This window comes from Ancylobacter sp. (assembly GCF_965249975.1).
Classification (GTDB): Bacteria; Pseudomonadota; Alphaproteobacteria; order Rhizobiales; family Xanthobacteraceae; genus Ancylobacter.
The window spans coordinates 424,103-448,163 of sequence record NZ_CBDFNE010000015.1; the positions used below are offsets into that span (position 1 = coordinate 424,103).

Below are 24,061 nucleotides of genomic sequence, written 5' to 3' on the forward strand. Positions count from 1 at the left end.
AACCCCGTCCGGCGCAGATCCTGGCAAGGAGCATCTATGTCCGCTACTCAAACGCTTGCCGCCGCGCGTGACGATTTCGCCGCCATGCTCGAAGAGAGCTTCGGCCAGTCCGAGCTCGCCGAAGGTTCCGTCGTCAAGGGCATCGTCGTCGCGATCGAGAAGGATCTCGCGATCATCGATATCGGCCTGAAGACCGAAGGCCGCGTGGCACTGAAGGAATTTGCCGGCCCCGGCCGCGACCAGGACATCAAGGTCGGTGACGAGGTCGAGGTCTATCTCGAGCGCGTCGAGAACGCGCTGGGCGAAGCCGTCCTCTCCCGCGACAAGGCCCGCCGCGAAGAAAGCTGGGTCCGCCTCGAAAAGGCGTTCAACGCGCAGGAGAAGGTGACGGGCGTCATCTTCAACCAGGTCAAGGGCGGCTTCACCGTCGACCTCGACGGCGCCGTGGCCTTCCTGCCGCGCTCCCAGGTGGACATCCGCCCGATCCGCGATGTCGGCCCGCTGATGCACAACCCGCAGCCGTTCCAGATCCTCAAGATGGATCGCCGCCGCGGCAACATCGTCGTCTCGCGCCGGACGGTTCTCGAAGAGACCCGCGCCGAGCAGCGCCACGAGCTGGTGCAGAACCTCGAAGAAGGTCAGGTCATCGACGGCGTGGTCAAGAACATCACCGATTACGGTGCGTTCGTCGACCTCGGCGGCATTGACGGCCTGCTGCACGTCACCGACATCGCCTGGCGCCGCGTGAACCACCCGACCGAGGTGCTGAACATCGGCCAGACGGTCAAGGTGAAGATCATCAAGATCAACCACGAGACCCACCGCATCTCGCTCGGCATGAAGCAGCTGCTCGGCGATCCGTGGGAGGGCATCGAGGCCAAGTACCCGGTGGAGGCCCGCTTCAAGGGTCGCGTCACCAACATCACCGACTACGGCGCGTTCGTGGAACTGGAGCCGGGCATCGAAGGCCTGATCCACGTCTCCGAAATGAGCTGGACCAAGAAGAACGTCCACCCCGGCAAGATCGTCGCCACCTCGCAGGAAGTGGAAGTGGCGATCCTCGAGGTCGACCCGGTCAAGCGCCGCATCTCGCTCGGCCTCAAGCAGACCCTGCAGAACCCGTGGGACGCCTTCGCCGAGAAGTATCCGGCCGGCGCGGTGGTCGAGGGCGAGGTCAAGAACAAGACCGAGTTCGGCCTGTTCCTCGGCCTCGACGGCGATGTGGACGGCATGGTCCACCTCTCCGATCTCGACTGGAACCGTCCGGGCGAGCAGGTGATCGAGGAGTTCAAGAAGGGCGACATGATCAAGGCGGTCGTTCTCGACGTGGATGTCGAGAAGGAGCGCATCTCGCTCGGCGTGAAGCAGCTCGGCGGTGACCCCTTCCAGGACGCCGGCGAACTGCGCAAGGGCGCCATCGTCACCTGCGAGGTGATCGACGTGAAGGATGGCGGCGTCGATGTGAAGATCATCGGCTCCGACATGACCACCTTCGTCAAGCGCTCGGAACTGGCCCGCGACCGCGGCGACCAGCGCCCGGACCGCTTCGCCGTCGGCGAGAAGTTCGACGCCCGCGTCACCCTGTTCGACCGCAAGGCGCGCAAGGTGCAGGTCTCGATCAAGGCGCTGGAAATCGCCGAGGAGAAGGAAGCCGTGGCCCAGTTCGGCTCGCAGGATTCCGGTGCCTCGCTCGGCGACATCCTCGGCGCCGCGCTGAAGAAGCAGGCCGAGAAGGCCGATTGATCGGCCTCTCCCGGAGGGCCGCGCAAGCGGCCTCTCCAGGAGAAGGCGGAGTGATCCGCCTGATCCGGCCCGCCTGAGCGCGGATCGACAAAGCTAAAGACGGCCGGCGTGGCGACACGCCGGCCGTTTTGTTTTGGGGGCGGGGACCTGCGGCTATGGATGCAGATAGCGGCGCAGGGCGGTCGCCAGCGATTCCATCACCGCGGTCCGGTTTTCCAGCGCATCCGGTCCGGAGACCAGCCGTGCATCCACGGCCGGATTGGTGATGAACTCGATCTCGGCCAGCGCGGCGACGCAGCGGCGCCCGCTGGTGGTGTTGCCGAGATTGATATCGCTCAGCACGGCGAGCCCGCCGGAATGCTGGGTCTGGGTGTCCGGCTTGACGCCCCGGTCCTTGGTGCCGGGCGCGACCGAACGCAGCCCGCTCAGCAGGCCGGCCTGCACCGCCTGGGCGAAGGCGAGGTCCTCGGCATAGTTGATGTTGCCGTTCTCCTGGGCGCGCAGGTAGGTTTCGACCCCCGAGGGCGTCGGGTTGGCATTGCCGTTGAAATGCAGCGAGAGGAATGCGCGGGCGCCGGTGGTGAAGGCGCGCTGGGCGCGGTCACGTCCCGCCACATTGACGTCGCTGCTGCGGGTCAGCACCACGCGCAGCGTCTCGCCGGCACCGTGGGCCTGGCGTTCGAGCGCGCTCTTCAGCGAGAAGGCGAAATCGAGGGTGAGCTTCTTCTCCTTGACGCCGCTGACGCTGATCGCATTGTTGGGCGAACTTCCCGGCAGAGGCTGGGTGCCGCCATGGCCGGGGTCGATGACGAGCGTGCCGAGGTCCAGGGCGGCGTCCGCAGCCGCCGGCGCTGGCGCGTCGTCGGCTGGCGCGGCGGCGGCGGCGCGCAGCAACGCTTCGGCCTCCGGCAGCAGGGCGAGCACCTTGGCCGCATAGGCGTCCGATCCCGAATAGGTCTTGCCGATAAATCCGATAAAGTCCTCGGGATCGTCGGTATGCTCCTCCCAGCCGGAATAGGGCGAGCGGTTGAGAAAGGCCCAGTAGCCCGCGATGAAATTCTCGAGGGTCGCGAATTTGCAGTAATAGTCCGGCCCGTCATGCGCGAGATAAAGCACCTTGGTGGCGTAGGGCGCCATTTCCGAACGCCATTTCATGCCCGCGAGATTGTAATGGGCGGTGGCGAGGCCGGAAGTGCCCCGGCCGCTCTCCAGCATCCACTGCGCCAGCGTGACGGCCCGCAGCCCAGGAAAACGGATCGGGTCGTCGTAATAGATCGAAACGAGGCGTTCAAGCAGCGACGTACCGGCCATGGGGCCCCCCTTGAAGGTCGTTACCTCTCGTAGGCACTATCCAGAGCTGTAGAGGGCGAGGAAGGGCAGGAGGCCGCGCTCGGCCGCTAAAGCGAAATCCAGATCTCCAGCCGCCCCGGCGCGACGCGCGGGTTCGAGACCACATTCAGCGGCTTTCCCGGCAGTTTGGCGTTGGCGAGAGCTTGCTGCAGGCTGGTTGCAAGCGCTGTTGCCAGTGGTTTCAGATCGCCGGAATAGCGGATCTCCCACTGGCCCGCCGCGGCGGTGGTGCGCTCGCCGCCCCCGCTGAGCCCCTGCATGTTCCAACCGGCCTTGGCGAGTTCCGCCATCACCGCGCGGATGTCGTCGCGATTGTAGCCCGCGAATTGGGTGAACACCGGAATGGTGGCGGCCGCCGCCGGCGCTGGCGGCACGGCGGCCGCGGCGCTCACCCATGCCGCGCCCGGCACGGTGGCGGCAGGCGCGGCATCGTCGGCGACGACCAGACACGACCGCCAGAAATGAACGAGGCAGTCCATTTCGCGCCAGCCCGGCTTCAGCGTGCTGAAGGTGAACAGACCGACCCATGACACGGCGAGCAGCAGGACGAACCAGCGCAGGAACAGGGCGATGACCGCATCCCGGATCATGGCCACGAGAAGCAGCACGGCGAGGCCGCCGCCGAGCACGAACAGGATGGTGGGAATATCCGTCTGCAGATTGACGAACTTGCCGACCGCCGCCGCCGCTGCCGCCAGCGCGACCCCGGCGAGGATCAGCGCAGCTTCGTGAGGATGGGCCTTGCTCCAATCGCGCAGAAACTGAAATTCGGTCATCGCCGCCTCAGCCCATCGGTTGCATAAGTAGAAATGCAATCGATGGTTTTGGCAAGCGGTATCTTGTTCTCCCTCACAGCACCCGCGCCGGGTTCCCCACCGCCGCCGCGCCCGCCGGCACGTCCTTCATGACCACGGCGCCGGCGCCGATCACGGCGTTATCGCCGATGGTGATGCCCGGCAGGAGGATCGCCTTGCCGCCGATCCACACATTGCGGCCGATGCTGACCGGGCGGCCCTATTCCAGGCCGAGGCGGCGCACCTTCGGGTCGCGCGGGTGCTCGGCGGTGTAGCTGTGGGTACCCGGCCCGAGCTCGGTTCCGTCGCCGCCGCAGCGTTTGATGGCGTCACTTTCCTCCGCTAGGCTCTGTCCTCTCTCGGCGCCTTCGTCGACCCGGACGCCAGCGCGGAGGCGCGAGCATGATGTCAGACCCAGAGCGCCAAGCCCCATCCGTACTGTCTCCCCCATTCGCGCCGGCGACATCGGGCTGGGTCGGCCGGCTCATCGTCCGTACCGTGCTGCTCAGCCGCTGGGCGATGGTGCCGCTGTTTCTCGGGCTGGCCTTCGCCCTGCTGCTGCTCATCGTTGCCTTCGCGCTGCGGTTGTGGAGCTTCGCGGTTCAGCTGCCCGCCCTCACCGAGACGGCGGTCATCATGGAGCTGCTGACCCTGATCGACCTCGTGCTGGTCGGCGGGCTGATGGTGATCATCATCCAGTCCGGCTACGAGAATTTCGTCGCACCGATCGACCGCCGCCACGCGCCGGACTCGCCGGCCTGGATGATGCGGATCAGCTTTTCCGGGCTGAAGCTCAAACTGTTCGCCTCGCTGATGGCGATCTGCGCCATCACCCTGCTCAAGGCGCTGATGCGGCTGGAAACGGATGTGAGCGAGACGCAGGTGCGCTGGCTGATGGCGGCGAGCGTGCTGTTCCTCGTCGCCTATGCGGTGCTCGCCTTCACCGACCGCTTCGCCGGCACGGCCCGCGAGGAGTAGCGCGCCTCACCTCACCCGCGCCGGGTTGCCTACGGCCGTCGCGCCCGCCGGCACGTCCTTGGTGACTACGGCGCCGGCGCCGATCACCGCATTGTCGCCGATGGTGATACCCGGCAGGATGATCGCCTTGCCGCCGATCCAGACATTGCGGCCGATGCTGACCGGGCGGCCATATTCCAGGCCGAGGCGGCGCACCTCCGGGTCGCGCGGGTGCTCGGCGGTGTAGATGTGGGTACCCGGCCCGATCTCGGTGCCGTCGCCGATGCGGACCTCCACCACGTCGAGGATCACGCAGTCGAAATTGAGAAACACCCCTGTGCCGAGATGGATGTTGAACCCGTAATCGCAATGGAAGGGCGGGCGGATGCCGGTGCGCTCCCCGACCGTGCCGAGCCCTTCGGCCAAGAGCGCCCGTCGCTCCGCCCGCGAGAGGGTGAGCGAGGCATTGAAGCGCGCCAGCCAGGCGAAAGCGGTGCGTTCGGCGGCCTGAATCTCGGGATCGCTGGCGCGGTAGAGTTCGCCCGCCAGCAAGCGCTGCATCTCGCTGCGGCGATCGTCGGCGGCGGGCAGGGCGGGTTCGCGGCGTGCGGATGAGGACATGGGCGGCGCTCCGTGGCCAAGGACGGGCGCCCTGCTTGGGCGAGGACACGGGGTGCGGCAACACACTTTGGGTTTCGCGCCTGATACGCGGGGCCGCAATGAAGGGTCGTCATCCCGGTCGGCGCCGCAGGCGACGCGCCGGGATCGGCTCCAGCGGTGTGAGCGCAATAGCGCACGATCCCGGATCGGCCTTCGGCCGTCCGGGATGACGGTTGGGGACGCAAGCGCCTGCGCGCCCCCTAAATCTCCACCCAGCCCTTCAGCTCGCGCGCGACCACCGCTTCCAGCACCTTGATGCCGCCGGGTGAGTCGTTCAGGCAGGGGATGAAGTGGAACTTCTCGCCGCCATTATGGTGGAAGATCTCGGCATTCTCGCCGGCGATTTCCTCCAGCGTTTCCAGGCAGTCGGCGACGAAACCGGGGGTGAGCACGGCGAGCCGCTTCACGCCGGATTTCGCCAGCGCCTCGATGGTCTTGTCGGTATAGGGCTGCAGCCATTCGGCGCTGCCGAAGCGCGACTGGAAGGTGAGGCGCAGCTTGCCCTCGGGCCAGCCGAGCTTCTCGCGCACCAGCCGCGTGGTCTTGTAGCAATAGCAGTGATAGGGGTCGCCCTTGTCGAAATACTCCTTCGGAATGCCGTGGAAGGAGGCGATGACCAGCTCCGGCTCCCAGTCGAGCGTGGCGAGTTCCGAGGTGATGGAATTCGCCAGCGCCTCGATATAGGCCGGCTCGTCCGGCCAGTGCGGGGCGACGCGCAGCACCGGCTGCCAGCGCATCTTCTTCAGCGCGTCGAAGGCGGCGTCGCACACCGTGGCCGAGGTGGCGGCGGCGTATTGCGGATAGAGCGGCACCAGCAGCAGCCGCTCGCAGCCCTGCGCCTGCAGCGCCTCGATGCGCGAGGCGATGGAGGGGTTGCCGTAGCGCATCGCCCAGTCGAAGACGAGCCGGTCGCTGCGCACGCCGAGCGCGGCGGCGAGCTTTTCCGACTGCGCCCGCGTGATGGTGCGCAGCGGGCCTTCATTGCGCTCGTTGTTCCAGATCGTCGCGTAGTCCTTACCCTTGGCCTGCGGGCGGATGGACAGGATGATGACGTTGAGGATGAACCACCACAGCACGCGGTTGACCTCGATCACCCGCCGGTCGGAGAGGAACTCCTTAAGGTAGCGGCGCATCGACCAGTAATCGGTGCCGTCGGGCGTGCCGAGATTGACGATGAGCACGCCGATCTTGCCGAAGGCCACCGGTGGGTGGCCGGCCGGCAGCCCGCCGCCGGGGGCGGGGGTGAGGGCCACGGAGGCGTCCTTGGCCGCAACAGGCTTGTTCATCGCTACTTCCTCGACGGGTCGCTGCCGGCAGAATGTGCCGTGCTTATAGGGTGAGGGGCGCCGCATTCCAACCGGACGAATGTCGCGGGTGGCCTGGGCGAACGCGCGCCGCGCTTTGGTGTACGCTTCCCGGCGGCGGGAGGATCAGGAGGCGGCATGGCGGTTCTCGGACAGATGGTGGGGCTCGTCGGTGGTGGCCAGCTCGGCGGGGCGATCGGCGCGGGGCTGCTGCGGGCGGAGGCGGTGGCGCCGGGGCATCTGTGGGTCGCCAACCGCTCCGGGCCGGCGGGCGACCTCGCCGCCGTGCCGGGGGTGAACTGGACGGCGGATGTGGGGAGGCTGGCGGCGCGCTGCGACGTGATCCTGCTCGCGCTGCCCCCCGCCGCCGGGCGCGCGCTGCGCTTTGCCGGCGCGGGGCGGCTGGTGGTCTCGGTCATGGCCGGGGTGAGGATCGACGAACTCACGGCGATCAGCGGCGGGGCGCGGGTGGTGCGGGCGATGTCGAGCCCGGCCGCCGCGCGCGGCATGGCCTATTCGCCGTTCTTCGCCGGCGAGGGGGTGAGCGCCGCCGACCGGGACATGGTGCGGGCGCTGTTTACCGCCTGCGGGCGCACGGACGAGGTGCCTGAGGAGAGCCAGATCGACGTGTTCACCGCCATTACCGGCCCGGTGCCGGGCTTCGTCGCCGCCTTTGCCGCGAGCGTCGAGGCCTATGCGCAGGCGCAGGGCGTGGCGCCGGAGGTGGCGCGCCGGGCGGTGGGGCAATTGTTCCACGCTGCCGGGGCGATGCTGGCGGGGAGCGAGCGGCCGGCGGCGGACTTCGTGCAGGAGATGGTGGATTATGCGGGCACCACCGCGGCGGGGCTGGAGGCTCTGCGGGCGGCGGGCCTCGCCGAGGTGGTGGCCGAAGGGCTGGAGGCGGCGCGCCGGCGCTGCCTCAGCATCGGCCGGCCGGAGGGGTGAGCCCCCGGCCGTCGCTGCGCCTCACCGCACCAGAATGTTGCGGAACAGCCAGGGGTCGGAGGGGTCGATATCCTCCGGGAACAGGCCGGGCCGGCCGTCCAGCGGGGTCCAGTCGGTGTAATAGCCCTTCACCGTGCCGAGATAGGGCTTCTGGATTTCCAGGCAGCGGCGGTAATCCATCTCGTCGGTCTCGACGATGCCGGCTTGCGGGTTTTCCAGCGCCCACACCATGCCGGCGAGCACGGCGGAGGTCACCTGCAGCCCGGTGGCGGTCTGGTAGGGGGCGAGGTTGCGCGCTTCCTCGATGGTGAGCTGCGACCCGTACCAATAGGCGTTCTTGGCGTGGCCATAGAGCAGCACGCCGAGCTCGTCGCGCCCGTCGACGATCTCGCCTTCGGTCAGGATGGTCCACTCGCCGGAGAAATGGCCCTCATTGCCGAACATCTCGTGCCAGGACAGCACCGCGTCGTTGCAGGGATGGTAGGCGTAATGGCAGGTCGGGCGGTAGGCGACCTGCGCGCCGTTGCGCAGGGTGAAATAGTCGGCGATCGAGATCGACTCGTTATGCGTCACCAGGAAGCCGTGCTGGGCGCCGAGGCTCGGGCACCAGGTGCGCACCTTGGTGGCGGCGCCCGGCTGCATCAGATAGATCGCCGCGCCGGAGCCGAAATTATGCGTGTGGGCGTTGGCCGGCATCCAGGTTTCGTGCGTGCCCCAGCCGAGCTCGGCCGGCTGAAGGCCCTCGGAGACGAAGCCTTCCACCGACCAGGTGTTGACGAAGGTGCCGAAGGGGCGGGGATCGCGGGCGCGCTGGGTGTCGCGCTCGGCGATGTGGATGCCCTTGACGCCAACGCGGGCCATCAGCTCCGCCCAGCCCTCGCGGGTGGTGGGTTCCTCGAAAGCGAGCCCGGTATCGGTGGCGACATCAATGAGCGCCTGCTTGACGAACCAGGACACCATGCCGGGATTGGCGCCGCAGCAGGAAACCGCCGTCGGCCCGCCGGGGTTGGCGCGCTTGGCCTTGAGCATGGATTCGCGCAGCGCGTAGTTGGAGCGGCTCGCCGGGGTGGCGTCCTTGTCGAAATAGAAGCCGAGCCAGGGCTCGACTACGGTGTCGATGTAGAGCGCGCCGCACTCGCGGGCGAGCGTCATGATATCGACCGAGCCGGTATCGACGGAGAGGTTGATGAGGAAGCCGCGCCCGCCGGTGGTCAGCAGGGGCTTCAGCACCTCGATATAGTTTTCCTTGGTGATGGCGAGCTGCAGGAAGCGGATGCCGCGTTCGTCGAGCAGGACGCGGTTGTCGTCCACCGGGTCGATGACGGTCAGCCGTTCCTTGTCGAAATCGAAATGCCGCTCCAGGAGGGGCAGGGTGCCGCGACCGATCGAGCCGAAGCCGATCATCACGATGGGACCGTCGATTTTTCCGTAGACCGGCCAGACTGACATTCTCGGGGACACTCCTTTGGTTCCGAAGGGAAGAGACGGGCCGCACCATGGGACGCCGCAGCCTGCCGCGTCAATGGTGACACGCAGGTGACAACTCCATGGCCGCACCGGGGCGGCCGGGTTCGGGTCGGGTTCGGGCGGGTCGGTGCGGAAAGTCAGCGGCGGTGCCGGAGCCGGCCTTGGCGGCTCAATAGGTGACTTCGGCGAGATAGAGCCCGGCCGAGGGCGCCATCGGGCCGCAGCGCGTCCGGTCCTTCGCTTCCAGCGCGGCGGTCACGTCGTCCGGCGTCCACGCGCCCTCGCCCAGCTTCACCAGCGTGCCGACCATGGAGCGGACCTGATGGTGCAGGAAGGAACGTGCCTGCGCGTGCACGCGGATTTCCATCCCCGGCCCGGTGAGCGGCACGGTTTCCACCTCCAGCCGGTCGAGCGTCTTCACCGGCGAGGCCGCCTGGCAGCCAATGGCGCGGAAGGTGGTGAAGTCGTGCCGGCCGATCAGCCGGGCCGCGCCGTCCGCCATCGCGTCGGCATCGAGCGGGCGCAGCACCCGCCACGCGCGGTCGCGTTCCAGCACCAGGTCCGGCCGGCGGGCGATGATGCGGTAGAGATAGCGCCGCCCCGTCGCCGAGAACCGGGCGTGAAAATCCTCCGCCACCTCTTCCGCCGCCAGCACGGCGACCGGGTGCGGGCGCAGATGCGCGTTCATCGCGTCGCGCACCGTGTCCGGGCGCCAGGTGCGGGCGAGTTCGACATGGGCCACCTGCCCGGTGGCGTGGACGCCGGCATCGGTGCGCCCGGCGCCGTGGACCGCCACCGTCTCACCGGAAAAGCGGCGTACCGCCTCGGCGAGCACGCCCTGCACGCTCAGCCCCGCCGCCTGGACCTGCCAACCGACGAAGGGGGTGCCGTCATATTCGATGGTGAGCTTGTAGCGGGGCATGGTTTTTCCTGCGCGCTCTGTAGCGCCCCGCGCGCGGCGCGTCACCTCTCCGGGCCTCAGGCCCCCCATTACGCCCTCATGCCCGGGCTTGACCCGGGCACCCAGACTTTGCCCGCGCCGCAGACTTCTGAATCCCCGGGTCAAGCCCGGGGATGAGGGAGAGGGACGTGCCGCCGCGCGCCCCTCTCCCCGGCCCCGCTCCCCGCCCCCTTGCCCCGGCGCGGCGCCGGGGGCATCGTGCGGCCGCAAACGGAGCCCGCAATGCCCGCCACTGATGCCCACCACGAGAATGTCGACGCCAGCGACCATGTCGTCCTGATCGACGGCTCGGCCTATATTTTCCGCGCCTATCACGCCTTGCCCCCGCTCACCCGCTCGTCCGACAAGCTGCCCGTGGGCGCGGTGGCAGGCTTCTGCAACATGCTGTGGAAGCTGGTGCGCGCCGGGCAGAATGGCGGCGGATTCGCGCCCCGGCCGACCCATCTCGCCGTGGTGTTCGACAAGTCCGAGCAGACCTTCCGCAAGGATATCTACCCGCTCTACAAGGCCCAGCGCCCTGAGCTGCCGGAGGATCTGCGTCCGCAATTCCCGCTGATCCGCGAGGCCACCCGCGCCTTCGATCTTGCCTGCGTGGAGCAGAGCGGCTTCGAGGCCGACGACCTCATCGCCACCTATGCCGAGCAGGCCAAGGCGCGCGGCGCCCAGGTCACCGTCATTTCCTCCGACAAGGACCTGATGCAGCTCGTCGACGGGCTGGTGCGCATGTACGACCCGATGAAGGACAAGGCGATCGGCGTCGAGGAAGTGTTCGAGAAGTTCGGCGTCGCTCCCGAGAAGGTGGTGGACGTGCAGTCGCTGGCCGGCGATTCCGTCGACAACGTGCCCGGCGTGCCCGGCATCGGCATCAAGACCGCGGCGCAGCTTCTCGCCGAATATGGCGACCTCGACACGCTGCTCGCCCGCGCGCCCGAGATCAAGCAGACCAAGCGGCGCGAGAACCTGATCGAGTTCGCCGACCAGGCCCGCCTCTCGCGCCAGTTGGTGACGCTGAAGCGCGACGTGCCGCTCGACGTGCCGCTCGACGACATCGCCGTGGTGGAACCGTCCGCCACCCGCCTCGTCGCCTTCCTCAAGGCGATGGAGTTCACCACGCTGACCCGCCGCGTGGCCGAGGCCTATGAGGTCGATGTCGCCGCCATCGAGCCCGATCCCGGGTTGAGGGCGGGGGGCGGGGAGGGCGCGCTGCTGGCCGCCGGGCTGGACCCGGACACGCGCGAGACCGCGGTGCCGTTGGACGACGCGCCGAGCGCGGCGGAGGGCTTCACCCCGCAGGCGCTCGCCGCCGCCCGGCAGGCGGAAGCGACCGCCACCCCGGTCGACCGCTCCCGCTACGAGACGGTGCGCACGCTCGCCCGGCTGCAGGAATGGATCGCCCGCGCGACCGAGATCGGCGTCGTCGCTGTCGATACCGAGACCACCGGCCTCGACCCGATGCAGGCGGAGCTGGTCGGCTTCTCGCTCGCCACCGGGCCGAGCGAGGCCTGCTACGTTCCGCTCACCCATAAGGGCGGGGATGAGGGGCTGTTCAGCGAGGGGCTGCTGCCGGACCAGATTCCGTTGCGCGACGCGCTCGCCGCGCTGACGCCGCTGATGCAGGACCCCGCCGTCCTCAAGGTCGGGCAGAACCTGAAATATGACTGGCTGGTGCTGCGGCGCCTCGGCATCGAGGTCGCCCCTTACGACGACACGATGCTGATTTCTTATGTGCTCGACGCCGGCGCCTCGCCGCACGGCATGGACCCCTTGTCCATGCGCTGGCTCGGCCACACGCCGATCAAGTTCGAGGAGGTGTGCGGCAAGGGCAAGGGGCAGATCACCTTCGACCGCGCCCCGCTCGACAAGGCGAGCGAATATGCCGCCGAGGACGCCGATGTGACGCTGCGGCTGTGGCGGGTGCTCAAACCCCGCCTCGCCAGCGAGGGCAAGGCGACGGTCTATGAGACGCTGGAGCGCCCGCTGGTCGCCGTGCTCGCCCGCATGGAGGCGCGCGGCATCATGATCGACCGGCAGATGCTCTCGCGCCTGTCCGGCGAGTTCGCGCAAGGCATGGGCCGGCTGGAGGCGGATATTTCCGAGATGGCGGGGGAGAGCTTCAATCCCGGCTCACCCAAGCAGCTGGGCGACATATTGTTCGGCAAGATGCAGATTCCCGGCGGGCGCAAGACGCCGACGGGGGCCTGGTCCACCGGGGCCGACGTGCTGGAGGAGCTGGCCGAGCAGGGCCACGAGCTGCCGCGCCGCATTCTCGACTGGCGCCAGCTGCAGAAGCTGAAATCGACCTATGCCGACGCCCTGCCCTCCTATGTCCATCCCGAGACGGGCCGGGTGCATTCCTCCTTCGCGCTCGCCGCCACCACGACGGGCCGGCTCTCCTCCTCCGAGCCGAATTTGCAGAACATCCCGGTGCGCTCGGAAGAGGGACGCAAGATCCGCAAGGCGTTCATCGCCGCGCCGGGCCACAAGCTGATTTCGGCCGATTATTCGCAGATCGAGCTGCGGCTGCTCGCCGAGATCGCCGACACGCCCTCGCTGCGCCAGGCCTTCCAGGACGGGCTGGACATTCATGCCATGACGGCGTCGGAAATGTTCGGCGTGCCGATCGAGGGCATGCCGGGCGAGGTGCGCCGGCGGGCCAAGGCGATCAATTTCGGCATCATCTACGGCATCTCCGCCTTCGGCCTCGCCAACCAGCTCTCCATCCCGCGCGAGGAGGCGGGGGCCTATATCAAGCGCTATTTCGAGCGCTTCCCCGGCATCCGCGCCTATATGGACGAGACCCGCGCCTTCGCCCGCGAGCATGGCTATGTCGAGACGCTGTTCGGCCGGCGCTGCCACTACCCTGATATCAACGCCAAGAACCCCTCGATCCGCGCCTTCAACGAGCGCGCGGCGATCAATGCGCGGCTGCAGGGCTCGGCCGCCGACATCATCCGCCGCGCCATGGTGCGGATGGACGGGGCGCTGGAGAAGGCGCGCCTTTCCGCCCGCATGCTGCTGCAGGTGCATGACGAACTGATCTTCGAGGTGCCGGACGCGGAGGTCGAGGCCACCATCCCCGTGGTGCGCGAGGTGATGGAGATCGCCCCCTTCCCGGCGGTGGCGCTGAAAGTGCCGCTGAAGGTCGACGCCCGCGCGGCGTTGAACTGGGACGAGGCGCATTGAGGGGTGAGCCGGGCCGGTGCCCGTCCCCCAGTCCACCGTCATCCTGAGCTGCGAGCGCAGCGGGCCTCGAAGGATGAGGCCGGGAAGCGGGCCCACGCTCCGGTGCGCCTCCGTCGGGGCCCGACCTGCGTGCTTCGAGGCCGGCCTTCCGGCCGGCACCTCAGCATGACGGCACCCCGCGCACGAGCCGGCCGCCCTGCCCCTCTCAGAACTCCACGTCCAGCTCTTCCATCTCCTCCGGCTCGGCGCGGGCGTCGTCGATCCAGTCCTGCATGGCGGGGAGGGCCAGCATGGTGGCGCAATAGGCCCGGCTCTGCGGGTCGAGCGCCACGTCATAGGTGGTGAAGCGCGAGCAGACGGGGGCGTACATCGCGTCCGCCATGGTCGGGGTGGCGCCGAACAGATAGGGCCCGCCATAGGTGCCCAGGCACTCGGTCCAGATGGCGACGATGCGCAGTATGTCGCCCTGCGCCCCCGCCCACACCTTGAAGCCGGGATGATGTGCCTTGATGTTCATCGGCAGCGCCGAGCGCAGATTGGCGAAGCCGGAATGCATCTCGCCGCTGATGGAGCGGCAATGCGCCCGCGCTGCGCGATCCCTAGGCAGTAATCCGGCGTCTGGCTTCCATTCGTGCAGATATTCGGCGATGGCCAGCGTGTCCCAGATGCGCAGCCCCTCATGGTCGAGCCGTGGCACCAGGAAGGAGGAGGATTGCAGCAGCAGCTCGGCGCGGATGGCGGGATCGTCGGCGGAGACGCGGGCCTCGGAGAAGGCGAGCCCGGCGAGCCGGCAGAGCAGATAGCCGCGCAGCGACCAGGACGAATAGTTCTTGCTGCTGAGGGTCAGCACCGCTTCGGGCGCCGGCGCGGTGGGCTTCGGCGAGGCCTCGGCCTTCATTTCCGCCTTGGCCGGCGCCTTCTTGCGGGCCGGAGCGGTGGCAGGCTTGGGCGTCGCGGTGGCGGAGGGCATGGCAGGCGTCCTGTTTCGGCGGGCGTTCAGTGTGCAGCCCGGAAGCGGCAATCACACTTCGTGCCATTCCTGACCGGCCTGTGACAGCGCGCCGGCCGGCGAGGCGGGCTCCCCGGCGCCTTTCGCCTGCTCGGTAGCCTGCTGGGCAACCTACTTGGCAACCTCCTTGGCAGCGTCATTGCATCCGCTCTAGGATGGCGCCGGCAGGGCTCCCGCTCCTTCAGCGCAGCGGGTCGCCTGCGCCTGCGCCGAGCGGCGGCCGACGGCCTGTCGCCGATCGAGCCGTTGCCGCCCCTGCCGCCGGAAGATTGCCCCGCCCATGCTCTATGCCGCCTATCAGGCCCAGTCCGACCTGTTCGATCCGCTCCGCCTCGCGGCCAGGCTGTCGCGGCAGATGCTCGGCACGATGGGCGAGGCGATGGGCGGCCTCCACGACACGCCGCTGCTGCGCAACCTCTCGGCCGGCTTCGAGATGATCGAGCGCGCCGGGCTGAGCCATGAGCGCCCGCCTTTCGCCATCGGCACGGTGATGGTGGGCAATCGCGAGGTGGAGGTGCGCGAGGAGGTGGCGCTAGCCTTGCCCTTCGGCTCGCTGCTGCATTTCGCCAAGGATGTCGACCAGAAGCAGCCGCGCCTGCTCGTCGTCGCCCCGCTGTCCGGCCATTTCGCCACGCTGCTGCTCGACACGGTGAAGACGCTGCTGCCGGAAAACGATGTCTACATCACCGACTGGCACAATGCGCGCGACGTGCCGCTCACCGATGGCGGCTTCGGCTTCGACGATTACGTCGCCCATGTGATCCGCTTTCTGGAAGAGATCGGGCCGGGCGGGCATGTGCTCGCCGTGTGCCAGCCCTGCGTGCAGGTGCTCGCCGCCGGGGCTGTCATGGCGCAGGAAAACAACCCCGCCCAGCCGCTCTCCATGACGCTGATGGCCGGGCCGGTGGATACCCGCATCAACCCGACCAAGGTGAACGAACTCGCCACCTCCAAGCCGATGGAATGGTTCGAGCAGAACCTCATCGCCACCGTGCCGCCGGGCTTCAAGGGCGCGGGGCGGCGGGTCTATCCCGGCTTCATCCAGGTCGGCGCCTTCATGGCGATGAACATGGAACGCCACGTGAAGGCGCATGTCGGGCTGTATGAGAACCTCGCCATGGGCGAGCACGACAAGGCGGCGACCACCAAGACCTTCTATGATGAATATTTCGCCGTGCTCGATCTCGCCGCCGAGTTCTATCTGGAGACCATCGCCAAGGTGTTCCAGCAGCACGAATTGCCGCGCGGCGTGCTCACCTATCGCGGCGAGCGGATCGATTTCCGCGCCATCCGCCGCACCGCGCTGCTCACCGTGGAGGGCGAGCGCGACGATATCTGCGCCGTCGGCCAGACCGTGGCGGCGCAGGACATCTGCGCCTCGCTGCGCCCGCATCTGCGGCGCCACCACATGCAGGCCGGCGTCGGCCATTACGGCGTGTTCTCCGGCCGCCGCTGGAAGGGGCAGGTCTATCCGCTGGTGCGCAACCACATCCTCGCCGCCGATGCGTGAGGGGTACCGCGTCAGCGGTGCCGCCCCCTTTTGTCGTCCTCAGCCGCCCTCAGCCGCCCTCAGCCTTTCGCCGCCGCCTTGAGCCGGTAGAGCGCTTCCAGCGCCTCGCGCGGGGTCATCTCGTCGGGGTCGATCCCGGCCAGCGCGTCCTTCACCGCCGCCGCCACCGGGTCCGCCTTCGCTGCCGGCGCGGCGGGGGGCGGGGCGCGGTTGAGCGCGGCGAAGAGGGGAAGGTCGTCGAGTATGCGCTGCGTCGGCGCCGCGCGGTCGGCGGATTCGAGCTCGGTCAGCACGGCGCGGGCGCGCTCCACCACCGCATGCGGCAGGCCGGCGAGCTTGGCGACCTGGATGCCGTAGGAACGGTCCGCCGCGCCCGGCACCACCTCGTGCAGGAAGATCACCTCGCCCTCCCACTCCTTCACCTTCACCGTCGCGTTGACGAGGCGGGAAAGGCGCTGGGACAGGGCGGTGAGCTCGTGGAAATGGGTGGCGAACAGGCCGCGGCAGCGATTGGCCTCGTGCAGGTGCTCCAGGCTCGCCCAGGCGATGGACAGGCCATCGAAGGTGGCGGTGCCGCGGCCGATCTCGTCGAGGATCACCAGCGAGCGCTCGGTGGCCTGGTTGAGGATGGCGGCGGTTTCCACCATCTCGACCATGAAGGTGGAGCGCCCGCGCGCGAGATCGTCCGCCGCGCCGACGCGGGAGAACAGCCGGTCGACCACGCCGATGCGCGCCAGCCGCGCCGGCACGAAGGCGCCGGCCTGGGCGAGGATGGCGATGAGCGCGTTCTGGCGCAGGAAGGTCGACTTACCCGCCATGTTGGGGCCGGTGACCAGCCAGATGCGCCCGGCGCGGGCGCCTTCAGGCGGGGAAAGCTCGCACTCATTGGCGACGAACGGCCCGCCATCGCGGCGCAGCGCCTGCTCCACGACAGGGTGGCGCCCGGCCTCGATGCGGAAATCGAGCCCCTCATGCACCTCCGGGCGCACATGGTTCTCGTCCACGGCGAGCTTGGCGAGGCCGGCGGTCACGTCGATCACCGCCAGCGCCTCGGCGCAGGCGCGGATCGCCTCGGTCTCCGCCGTCACCGCCGCGACCAGCTCGTCAAACAGCAGCTGTTCCAGCGCCAGCGCCCGGTCGCCGGCGCTGGCGATCTTGGCTTCCAGCTCGGCGAGTTCGGTGGAGGTGAAGCGCATCGCCCCCGCCATGGTCTGGCGGTGCATGAACACGGCGTCGAAAGGCGGCTCGCGCAGCCGGTCGGCGTTTTGCTGGCTTACCTCGACGAAATAGCCGAGCACCGCATTGTGCCGGATCTTGAGCGCGCGGACCCCGGTTTCCTCGACATAGCGCCGCTCCAGCGCCGCCACCACGCGCCGGCTCTCGTCGCGCAGGGCGCGGGTGGCGTCGAGCTCGGGGTGATAGCCGGGGCGGATGAAGCCGCCGTCGCGGCGGTTCAGCGGCAATTCGTCGTCGAGCGCGGCGGTGAGCCTGGCCGCCAAAGCGGGATCGACCCCGCCCAGCGCCCGGGCGGCGGCCTGCAATTCGGCCGGGGCCGGGGCGTCGGCGATCAGCCCGGCGATGGCGGTGCCCTCATTCAGCCCGCGCCCGATGGCGGCGAGGTCGCGCGGCCCGGCGCGGCCGAGCGCGACGCGGGGACAGCGCGCGGGCGAGGTCCGGCACGCCGGCGAGCCGGTCCCGCAATTGCGCGCGCAGGCTCGTCTCCTCGACGAGGCACTCCACCGCGTCGAGCCGCTCAGCGATGCGCTTCGGGTCGGTCAGCGGCTCGGCGAGACGGCGGGCGAGCAGGCGCGCCCCGGCCGAGGTGACGGTGCGGTCCACGGCGGCGCACAGGCTCCCCGTGCGCTCGCCGGTGGTGGTGCGCAGGATTTCGAGGTTCGCCCGCGTCGCCGGGTCGATGATCATTGCCTCGGTGGAGGCCTCGCGCTGCGGCCGGCCGAGCGGCGGACGGGCCCCGAGCTGGGTGCGCTCGATATAGGCGACGATGGCGGCGGCGGCGGCGAGTTCGGCGCGGGAGAAGCTGCCGAAGGAATCCAGAGTCGCCACCTGGAAGAAGCCGGCGATGCGCCGCCCGGCGGTGGCGCCGTCGAAGCTCTCCTTCGGCAGCGGCGTCACCGCGGGAAGGGTGCGCCAGAGCGGGCGCAGCTCGGCATCCTCATAGACCGCGTCGGCGACGAGAAGCTCGGCCGGCTCGATGCGGGCGAGGTCGGCGGAAAGCCTTGTGCTGTCGGTTTCCGCGACGCGGAAGGAGCCGGTGGAGATATCGGCGAAAGCCAGCGCATAGACATAGCCGTCGCCCTCCTCGCCGCTGCCCTTCACCCGGGCGAGGCTCGCCAGCACGTTCTCGCGTCTTGCATCCAGCAGCGCGTCCTCGGTGAGCGTGCCGGGGGTGACGAGGCGGATCACGTCGCGCCTGACCACGCTTTTCGGGCCGCGCTTCTTCGCCTCGGCCGGCGGCTCCATCTGCTCGCACACGGCGACGCGGTGGCCGGCGGCGATGAGCTTGTGGAGATATTCCTCCGCCCGGTCCACCGGCACCCCGCACATCGGGATGTCCTCGCCCTGGTGCTTGCCGCGCTTGGTCAGCACGATGCCGAGCGTGCGGGCGGCGATTTCGGCGTCGTCGAGGAACAGCTCGTAGAAATCGCCCATGCGGTAGAACAGCAGGCTGCCGGGATTGGCGGCCTTGATCTCGATGTACTGCGCCATCATCGGGGTAACGCGCTCGGCGTCGCCGAGCGCTTTGGGCGATACGGGCGCGGGGCTGTTCTCGGGCTGATCCATGGCGGGGACGCTGGCAGAGGGGAGGGGCGCCTTTCAAGCGCCGGGTGCGGTTATCCCCTCACTGTTTCGCCGGATGGGCATCCTTCGAGGCTCGCTTCGCTCGCACCTCAGGATGACGGCGCACCCGATAACGAGGCCCGTCATGCTGAGGTGCCGGCCAGAGGCCGGCCTCGAAGCACGCACACCTGATGGAAGGGTCTGCGCCGCCGCACGATGACTCTAAAGCACCACGCCGCGCAGCGCCTCGGGGTCCATCAGCCCCATCAGCCGTCCGGCGGCGGCGCGGGCGAAGCGCAGGGTCAGCGCCTTGCGTGTCGCCCCGGCCAACGCATGCAGCGGCGCCTCGCGCACCAGCCCGGCGCCGAAGGCGTCCGCCACCAGTATGCCGGTGTCCTCGGGCAGGATCTCCAGCGGGAAATCCGGGCCGACGGCGAAGAACAGCCGGTCGCAATGGGCGCGGTATTCCGCCCATTTGCGGTCGGTGCGGAAATCGGTGACCGAGGATTTGATCTCCACCACCCACACCTCGCCGCGCAGGTCGAGCGCGGCGATGTCCGCCCGCCGGCCGGAGGCGAGGCTGAATTCCGGCACGCCCACCAGCCCGCGCGCGGCGAGATAGCGCAGCGCCCCGCGCTGGATGGCGCGGGCGGTCTCGGACTGGCGCCCATCCGGGGGCAGGACGAGGTCGGCAAAGGCGGTGTCGCTCATTCCCGTACTCTATCCGTTCTCCTCGGCGCGAGGAAAGACCCCGGCGGCGGTCTCGATCGCCGGGGCGTCCTCGCCGCGCGAGAAAGGCGGCAGTTCCGGCCCGGCCAGCGCGGTCGTCGGCGTGGGCGGCGGGTTGCCGGCATGCAGCCGGCGCACCACGGCGAAGGCGCAGATCAGCGCCGCCACGCCGAAGAAGACCGAGCCCAGTGCCTGGCCGGCGATCACGCCCTCCACGCCATACCAGCGACTGCCGAGCCAGACGAAGGGAATGGTGCCGAGCGTCGCCCGCCCCCAGTTGAACAGGGTGGACAGCAGCGGCGCGCCGAGATTGTTGAAGGCGGCATTGGCGACGAACAGCGCACCGAAGAACACATAGGCCCCGGCGGCGTAGAGGCAGAAGAATTCCACCAGCGCCACGCCTTCCGCCGACAGGCCGAACAGCCCGGCGAGCGGCTGGCGGGCCAGCGCCAGGATCAGCCAGACGCCGAGCACATAGCTGACGGTCAGGGCAAGGCTATCGCGCACGGCCTGCCGCACCCGGTCATAGCGCCCGGCGCCGACATTCTGGCCGATCACCGGGCCAATGGCGCCGGTGAGGGCGAAGAGCGGGCCGAAGGCGACCGGGATCAGCCGGCCGATCACCGCCCAGGCAGCCACCGCCGCATCGCCATGCGGGGCGAGGGCGAAGGTGATGTAGGCATTGCCCACCGGGGTCGCGACATTGGTGAGGATGGCCGGCACGGCGATGGCCGAGAGCGGGCCGACATCGGCGATGAAATCCGGCAGGCGCGGGCGCGCGGCGAGCTTGTGCACCCGTATCACCGCATTCAGCCCATAGGCGACCATGACGACGCGGGCCAGCACATTGGCGACCGCCGCGCCCTCGACGCCGAGACCGAGGGCGAGGATGAGCAGCGGGTCGAGCACGGCGGTGGTGAGCCCGCCCGCCAGCGTGACCCACATGGAGCGCCGCGCATCGCCAATGCCGCGCAGCGTGCCCGACGCCGCCATGCCGAGGCCGAGCAGCGGGGTGGAGGGCAGCACGATGAGCAGGAAGTCGCGCGCCAGCTCCAGCGTGCGCCCGGTGGCGCCGAGCAGCGCAAGCAGCGGCCCGAGAAAGGGCAGCAGGGCCAGCGTCATCGCCCCGGTGGCGAGCGCCATATAGATGAGCGAGGAGGTGGAGAGCCGTCGCCCTTCCTCGATCCGCCCGCTGCCGATCGCCCGCGACACCAGCGCCGAGCCGGCGATCATCACGCCGATGCCGACCGAGGTGGTGAAGAACATCACCGTGCCGGCATAGCCGATGGCCGCCGCCAGCTCCTCCTCGCCGAGCAGCGAGATGTAGAACAGGTTGAGCAGATCGACCACGAACACCGCCATCAGCCCGACCGAGCCGGCGGCGGTCATGGTGGCGACATGGCGCATCGTCGAGCCTTCGACGAAGCGGGCCTTCAGCGGCTTGCGGGGGGCGGTCGTGTCCATGGCGGGGCATATGGCATGCGCACCGCCCGCCGCACAGGCCCCGTGCGCGCAACCCGTTTCTTGCAGGCACGCCCATCCTTCGCTTGAGGCCCGGCCGCCACCGCCCCGCCACAAGGCGATGCCACGAGTGCCTGGCGCCACGCCACAATGATTGAGAAGCGTCATTGAAATCGGCTAGAAGGGCGTTCCCTGCCGCCGAGCCCCCGCCGGGCCTGCGCCCGCCTCACCCGAAGCCCCCCCGTGCGAACGGACCCGTCATGACCGCCGAAACCTCCGCGCCCGCCGCCGAACCGATCGACGACCACACCAAGGCCCGCGTGCTGGTGCAGGCGCTGCCGCACATGCAGCGCTATGACGACGCCATCATCGTGGTGAAATATGGCGGCCACGCCATGGGCGACGAGCAGGTGGCGCGGGATTTCGCGCAGGACATCGTGCTGCTCGAACAGTCCGGCGTGAACCCTGTCGTGGTGCATGGCGGCGGGCCGCAGATCGGCGCCATGCTGGCCAAGCTCGGCATCAAGTCGGAATTCGCCGCCGGGCTGCGCATCACCGACAAGGCCACCGTCGAGATCGTCGAGATGGTGCTGGCCGGTTCGATCAACAAATCCCTCGTCGGCTTCATCAATGAGGCCGGCGGCAAGGCGCTGGGCCTGTCCGGCAAGGACGGCAACATGGTCGTCGCCTCCAAGGTGACGCGCTCGGTGCGCGACCCGGATTCCAATCTCGAACAGGTGGTCGATCTCGGCTTCGTCGGCGAGCCCGAGACGGTGGACACCACCGTGCTCGACCAGATCCTCGGCCGCGAGCTGATCCCGGTTCTGGCACCCGTCGCCACCGGCAAGGATGGCGGCACGTTCAACGTCAATGCCGACACCTTCGCCGGCGCCATTGCCGGCGCGCTCGGCGCCAAGCGGCTGCTGTTGCTGACCGACGTGCCGGGCGTGCTCGACGCCGACAAGCAGCTGATCAAGGAACTGACCATCGCCCAGGCGCGGGCGCTGATCGCCGACGGCACCATTTCCGGCGGCATGATCCCCAAGGTCGAGACCTGCATCTATGCGCTGGAGCAGGGCGTCGAAGGGGTGGTGATCCTCGACGGCAAGGTGCCGCATGCGGTGCTGCTGGAACTGCTGACCGACCACGGCGCCGGCACGCTCATCACCCGCTGAGCGCGGGCAGGGCGCCCCCGCGCGGGGGCGCCTCACGGCGCAGATGCTTCAAGGCGTGGGGATCACCGCCACCGCGTCGACCTCGACGAGATATTCCGGCTGGGCGAGGGCGTCGACGCCGATCCAGGTGGAGGCGGGCGGATTCTCCGTGCCGAAAGTCTCCGCCAGCACCCGGCCGACGAGGTCCGCCTCCGGGCCCGAGTGAAAGCCGGGCATGTAGAGGCGCAGCATCTGGATGTCGTCGGCCGTGCCGCCGGCGGCCTCCACCGCCAGGATGACCTGCGCCAGAACCTGCCGCAGCTGTGCCTCGCGCCCCACCGCGCTGACCTTTCCCTCCGCATCCCACGCCACCTGTCCGGCGACATGCACCAGCGTGCCGGGCGGGGAGATGCTGACCTGCGAGAAGCCCCAGGGGCGGCTGTCGAACAGTTGCGGCGGCTGCAGGGTGCGGCGGGGCATGGGGGCGCCTGTGTGGGTGGGGTGACAAAACACTGCGTGCCTCAAAGCCGGCGCGGTGCGCCGGCGCCTCAGCATGACGAGGTTTTTCCTCTCCGCTGATTCACGCCGTCATCCTGAGGTGCGAGCGCAGCGAGCCTCGAAGGATGATCAGCCGCGCGGAGGCGGAAACGTAGGCCGTCCGGGATGACGGAGGAGCCTCACCCCTTCGCCAGCGTTTCCAGGAAGCGGATGGCCTCGCCCTGTGCCGGGGTGACGAGCTCGCCTTCCCACATCACCCGGTTGCCGCGAATGAGCGTGCCGACCGGCCAGCCGGTCACCTCCACCCCGTCATAGGGCGTCCAGCCGGCCTTGGAGGCGATCCATTCATTGCGGATGGTTTCGCGGCGCTTGAGGTCGACAATGGTGAAGTCGGCGTCATAGCCGACCGCGATGCGGCCCTTGGTGGCGATGTTGAAGATGCGCGCCGGGCCGGCGCTGGACAGATCGACGAAGCGCTCCAGCGTCAGCCGGCCGGCATTCACATGGTCGAGCATGGTCGGCACGAAGGTCTGCACCCCGGTCATGCCCGAGGGGCTCGCCGGATAGGGCTTGGCCTTCTCTTCCCGCGTGTGCGGGGCATGGTCGGAGCCGAGCACGTCGACCACGCCCTCCGACAGGCCGCGCCACAGCGCCGCCTTGTGGCGCGCCTCGCGCACCGGCGGGTTCATCTGCACCCCGGTGCCATGCGTGGCGTACCAGGACGCGTCCATGGTGAGGTGATGCGGCGTCACCTCCACCGTGGCGACATCCTTCTGGCTGCGCAGATACTCGATCTCCTCCTGCGAGGTGATGTGCAGCACATGCACGCGCTTGCCCTCAGAGCGGGCGAGGTTGACGAGGCGGGTGGTGGCGGTCAGCGCCGCGATCTCGTCGCGCCACACCGGATGCGAAGAAGCATCGCCCGGCACGCGCAGGCCCTTGCGCTCTTCAAGGCGCGGCTCGTCCTCGCAATGGAAGGCGGCGCGGCGGCGGATCACCTTGAGAATGGCGCGCACGCCGGGATCGTCGGCCACCAGCAGCGAGCCGGTGGAGGAGCCGATGAACACTTTCACGCCCGGCACGCCCGGCAGCATTTCCAGCTCGGGCAGGTCCTTCACATTGTCATGCGTGCCGCCGACGAAGAAGGCGAAGTCGCAATGCATGCGGTGATGGGCGCGGGCGAGCTTGTCTTCCAGCGCCTGCGCCGAGGTGGTGAGCGGGTTGGTGTTCGGCATTTCGAACACGCCGGTGACCCCGCCCATGACGGCGGCGCGCGAGCCGGATTCCAGGTCTTCCTTGTGCTCGAGGCCGGGCTCGCGGAAATGCACCTGGGTGTCGATGACGCCGGGCAGCAGATGCAGGCCGGTGCAGTCCACGGTCTCTCCCGCCTGCGCGGGGTCGAACGCGCCGAGGCCGACGATGCGCCCGCCACGTATGCCGACATCGCGGGCGGCGATGCCGTCCTGATTCACCACCGTGCCGCCCTTGAGGAGAAGATCGAAGGTCTCAGTCATGCTGTCCCCGCCTGTCATGAGAG

At 69.0% G+C, this 24,061-nt stretch carries 17 protein-coding genes and 2 pseudogenes; 6 read left to right on the forward strand and 13 right to left on the reverse strand.

Annotated features, from left to right (window positions below; translation table 11 throughout):
• Positions 1-36 precede the first annotated feature (36 nt).
• A complete protein-coding gene (gene rpsA / locus ACP2AH_RS12770; protein WP_425106128.1) occupies positions 37-1,743 on the forward strand; it encodes a 30S ribosomal protein S1 in 1,707 nt (568 codons plus the stop codon).
• Positions 1,744-1,896: 153 nt separating this feature from the next.
• Here the strand turns inward: rpsA and ACP2AH_RS12775 are convergent, their stop codons facing one another.
• The 3 genes and pseudogenes from ACP2AH_RS12775 to ACP2AH_RS12785 all read right to left on the reverse strand — a co-directional run.
• Positions 1,897-3,054, reverse strand: a complete 1,158-nt coding sequence (locus ACP2AH_RS12775) for an N-acetylmuramoyl-L-alanine amidase (protein ID WP_425106129.1) — start codon at positions 3,052-3,054, stop codon at positions 1,897-1,899.
• An 86-nt stretch (positions 3,055-3,140) separates the two neighbouring features.
• Positions 3,141-3,869 carry a hypothetical protein gene (locus ACP2AH_RS12780; RefSeq protein ID WP_425106130.1) on the reverse strand — a complete coding sequence of 243 codons (729 nt, stop codon included), beginning with the start codon at positions 3,867-3,869 and terminating at the stop codon, positions 3,141-3,143.
• 73 nt (positions 3,870-3,942) lie between these two features.
• Positions 3,943-4,197: pseudogene (locus ACP2AH_RS12785) on the reverse strand (DapH/DapD/GlmU-related protein); the annotation flags it as partial.
• A 92-nt stretch (positions 4,198-4,289) separates the two neighbouring features.
• Between ACP2AH_RS12785 and ACP2AH_RS12790 the strand changes: the two are divergent.
• Positions 4,290-4,865, forward strand: coding sequence for a YqhA family protein (locus ACP2AH_RS12790; protein ID WP_425106131.1), 576 nt, complete (start codon positions 4,290-4,292; stop codon positions 4,863-4,865).
• A 6-nt stretch (positions 4,866-4,871) separates the two neighbouring features.
• Here the strand turns inward: ACP2AH_RS12790 and ACP2AH_RS12795 are convergent, their stop codons facing one another.
• A complete protein-coding gene (locus tag ACP2AH_RS12795; RefSeq protein WP_425106132.1) occupies positions 4,872-5,465 on the reverse strand; it encodes a sugar O-acetyltransferase in 594 nt (197 codons plus the stop codon).
• A gap of 239 nt (positions 5,466-5,704) precedes the next feature.
• Positions 5,705-6,790: a ferrochelatase gene (gene hemH / locus ACP2AH_RS12800; RefSeq protein WP_425106133.1), complete on the reverse strand. Its 1,086-nt coding sequence runs from the start codon at positions 6,788-6,790 to the stop codon at positions 5,705-5,707.
• A 156-nt stretch (positions 6,791-6,946) separates the two neighbouring features.
• Here hemH and ACP2AH_RS12805 point away from each other — a divergent pair, with 156 nt between their 5' ends.
• The gene (locus ACP2AH_RS12805) at positions 6,947-7,753 is read left to right on the forward strand and encodes a pyrroline-5-carboxylate reductase family protein (RefSeq protein WP_425106134.1); all 807 of its coding nucleotides are present in this window, start codon (positions 6,947-6,949) and stop codon (positions 7,751-7,753) included.
• 21 nt (positions 7,754-7,774) lie between these two features.
• Here ACP2AH_RS12805 and ACP2AH_RS12810 read toward each other — a convergent pair whose 3' ends face one another.
• Both ACP2AH_RS12810 and truA read right to left on the reverse strand, forming a co-directional pair.
• Positions 7,775-9,202, reverse strand: a complete 1,428-nt coding sequence (locus ACP2AH_RS12810; protein WP_425106135.1) for a homospermidine synthase — start codon at positions 9,200-9,202, stop codon at positions 7,775-7,777.
• Between the two features lie 187 nt (positions 9,203-9,389).
• Positions 9,390-10,142 (reverse strand): tRNA pseudouridine(38-40) synthase TruA, encoded by a 753-nt coding sequence (truA, locus tag ACP2AH_RS12815; protein ID WP_425106136.1) that lies wholly within the window; start codon positions 10,140-10,142, stop codon positions 9,390-9,392.
• 261 nt (positions 10,143-10,403) lie between these two features.
• Between truA and polA the strand changes: the two genes are divergently transcribed.
• Positions 10,404-13,364 carry a DNA polymerase I gene (gene polA, locus ACP2AH_RS12820; RefSeq protein WP_425106137.1) on the forward strand — a complete coding sequence of 987 codons (2,961 nt, stop codon included), beginning with the start codon at positions 10,404-10,406 and terminating at the stop codon, positions 13,362-13,364.
• 205 nt (positions 13,365-13,569) lie between these two features.
• Here the strand turns inward: polA and ACP2AH_RS12825 are convergent, their stop codons facing one another.
• Positions 13,570-14,262: a glutathione S-transferase gene (locus tag ACP2AH_RS12825; protein ID WP_425106171.1), complete on the reverse strand. Its 693-nt coding sequence runs from the start codon at positions 14,260-14,262 to the stop codon at positions 13,570-13,572.
• Positions 14,263-14,653: 391 nt separating this feature from the next.
• Between ACP2AH_RS12825 and ACP2AH_RS12830 the strand changes: the two genes are divergently transcribed.
• Complete coding sequence (locus ACP2AH_RS12830) at positions 14,654-15,883, forward strand: polyhydroxyalkanoate depolymerase (protein ID WP_425106138.1); 1,230 nt, start codon at positions 14,654-14,656, stop codon at positions 15,881-15,883.
• A gap of 59 nt (positions 15,884-15,942) precedes the next feature.
• Here ACP2AH_RS12830 and mutS read toward each other — a convergent pair.
• The 3 genes and pseudogenes from mutS to ACP2AH_RS12845 form a co-directional block, all read right to left on the reverse strand.
• Positions 15,943-18,685 (reverse strand): annotated as a pseudogene (gene mutS, locus ACP2AH_RS12835) (DNA mismatch repair protein MutS).
• Between the two features lie 219 nt (positions 18,686-18,904).
• A complete protein-coding gene (locus tag ACP2AH_RS12840) occupies positions 18,905-19,393 on the reverse strand; it encodes an MmcB family DNA repair protein (RefSeq protein ID WP_425106139.1) in 489 nt (162 codons plus the stop codon).
• A 9-nt stretch (positions 19,394-19,402) separates the two neighbouring features.
• A complete protein-coding gene (locus ACP2AH_RS12845; protein ID WP_425106140.1) occupies positions 19,403-20,875 on the reverse strand; it encodes an MATE family efflux transporter in 1,473 nt (490 codons plus the stop codon).
• 257 nt (positions 20,876-21,132) lie between these two features.
• Here ACP2AH_RS12845 and argB point away from each other — a divergent pair, with 257 nt between their 5' ends.
• Positions 21,133-22,047 (forward strand): acetylglutamate kinase, encoded by a 915-nt coding sequence (argB, locus tag ACP2AH_RS12850; protein ID WP_421698935.1) that lies wholly within the window; start codon positions 21,133-21,135, stop codon positions 22,045-22,047.
• Positions 22,048-22,095: 48 nt separating this feature from the next.
• Here argB and ACP2AH_RS12855 read toward each other — a convergent pair whose 3' ends face one another.
• Together ACP2AH_RS12855 and ACP2AH_RS12860 are read right to left on the reverse strand one after the other, a co-directional pair.
• On the reverse strand, positions 22,096-22,506 hold the full coding sequence (locus tag ACP2AH_RS12855) for a RidA family protein (protein ID WP_425106141.1): 411 nt from the start codon (positions 22,504-22,506) through the stop codon (positions 22,096-22,098).
• 197 nt (positions 22,507-22,703) lie between these two features.
• Positions 22,704-24,038 carry a dihydroorotase gene (locus tag ACP2AH_RS12860; RefSeq protein ID WP_425106142.1) on the reverse strand — a complete coding sequence of 445 codons (1,335 nt, stop codon included), beginning with the start codon at positions 24,036-24,038 and terminating at the stop codon, positions 22,704-22,706.
• Positions 24,039-24,061 lie beyond the last annotated feature (23 nt).

Coding starts and splice junctions, on each gene's coding strand:
- ACP2AH_RS12780 (WP_425106130.1), bottom strand. CDS start 3,869: ATGACCGAATTTCAGTTTCTGCGCGATTGGAGCAAGGCCCATCCTCAC.
- ACP2AH_RS12855 (WP_425106141.1), bottom strand. CDS start 22,506: ATGCCCCGCCGCACCCTGCAGCCGCCGCAACTGTTCGACAGCCGCCCC.
- ACP2AH_RS12795 (WP_425106132.1), bottom strand. CDS start 5,465: ATGTCCTCATCCGCACGCCGCGAACCCGCCCTGCCCGCCGCCGACGAT.
- hemH (WP_425106133.1), bottom strand. CDS start 6,790: ATGAACAAGCCTGTTGCGGCCAAGGACGCCTCCGTGGCCCTCACCCCC.
- argB (WP_421698935.1), top strand. CDS start 21,133: ATGACCGCCGAAACCTCCGCGCCCGCCGCCGAACCGATCGACGACCAC.
- rpsA (WP_425106128.1), top strand. CDS start 37: ATGTCCGCTACTCAAACGCTTGCCGCCGCGCGTGACGATTTCGCCGCC.
- ACP2AH_RS12830 (WP_425106138.1), top strand. CDS start 14,654: ATGCTCTATGCCGCCTATCAGGCCCAGTCCGACCTGTTCGATCCGCTC.
- ACP2AH_RS12790 (WP_425106131.1), top strand. CDS start 4,290: ATGATGTCAGACCCAGAGCGCCAAGCCCCATCCGTACTGTCTCCCCCA.
- ACP2AH_RS12845 (WP_425106140.1), bottom strand. CDS start 20,875: ATGGACACGACCGCCCCCCGCAAGCCGCTGAAGGCCCGCTTCGTCGAA.
- ACP2AH_RS12860 (WP_425106142.1), bottom strand. CDS start 24,038: ATGACTGAGACCTTCGATCTTCTCCTCAAGGGCGGCACGGTGGTGAAT.
- ACP2AH_RS12825 (WP_425106171.1), bottom strand. CDS start 14,262: ATGAAGGCCGAGGCCTCGCCGAAGCCCACCGCGCCGGCGCCCGAAGCG.
- ACP2AH_RS12840 (WP_425106139.1), bottom strand. CDS start 19,393: ATGAGCGACACCGCCTTTGCCGACCTCGTCCTGCCCCCGGATGGGCGC.
- ACP2AH_RS12805 (WP_425106134.1), top strand. CDS start 6,947: ATGGCGGTTCTCGGACAGATGGTGGGGCTCGTCGGTGGTGGCCAGCTC.
- ACP2AH_RS12810 (WP_425106135.1), bottom strand. CDS start 9,202: ATGTCAGTCTGGCCGGTCTACGGAAAAATCGACGGTCCCATCGTGATG.
- polA (WP_425106137.1), top strand. CDS start 10,404: ATGCCCGCCACTGATGCCCACCACGAGAATGTCGACGCCAGCGACCAT.
- ACP2AH_RS12775 (WP_425106129.1), bottom strand. CDS start 3,054: ATGGCCGGTACGTCGCTGCTTGAACGCCTCGTTTCGATCTATTACGAC.
- truA (WP_425106136.1), bottom strand. CDS start 10,142: ATGCCCCGCTACAAGCTCACCATCGAATATGACGGCACCCCCTTCGTC.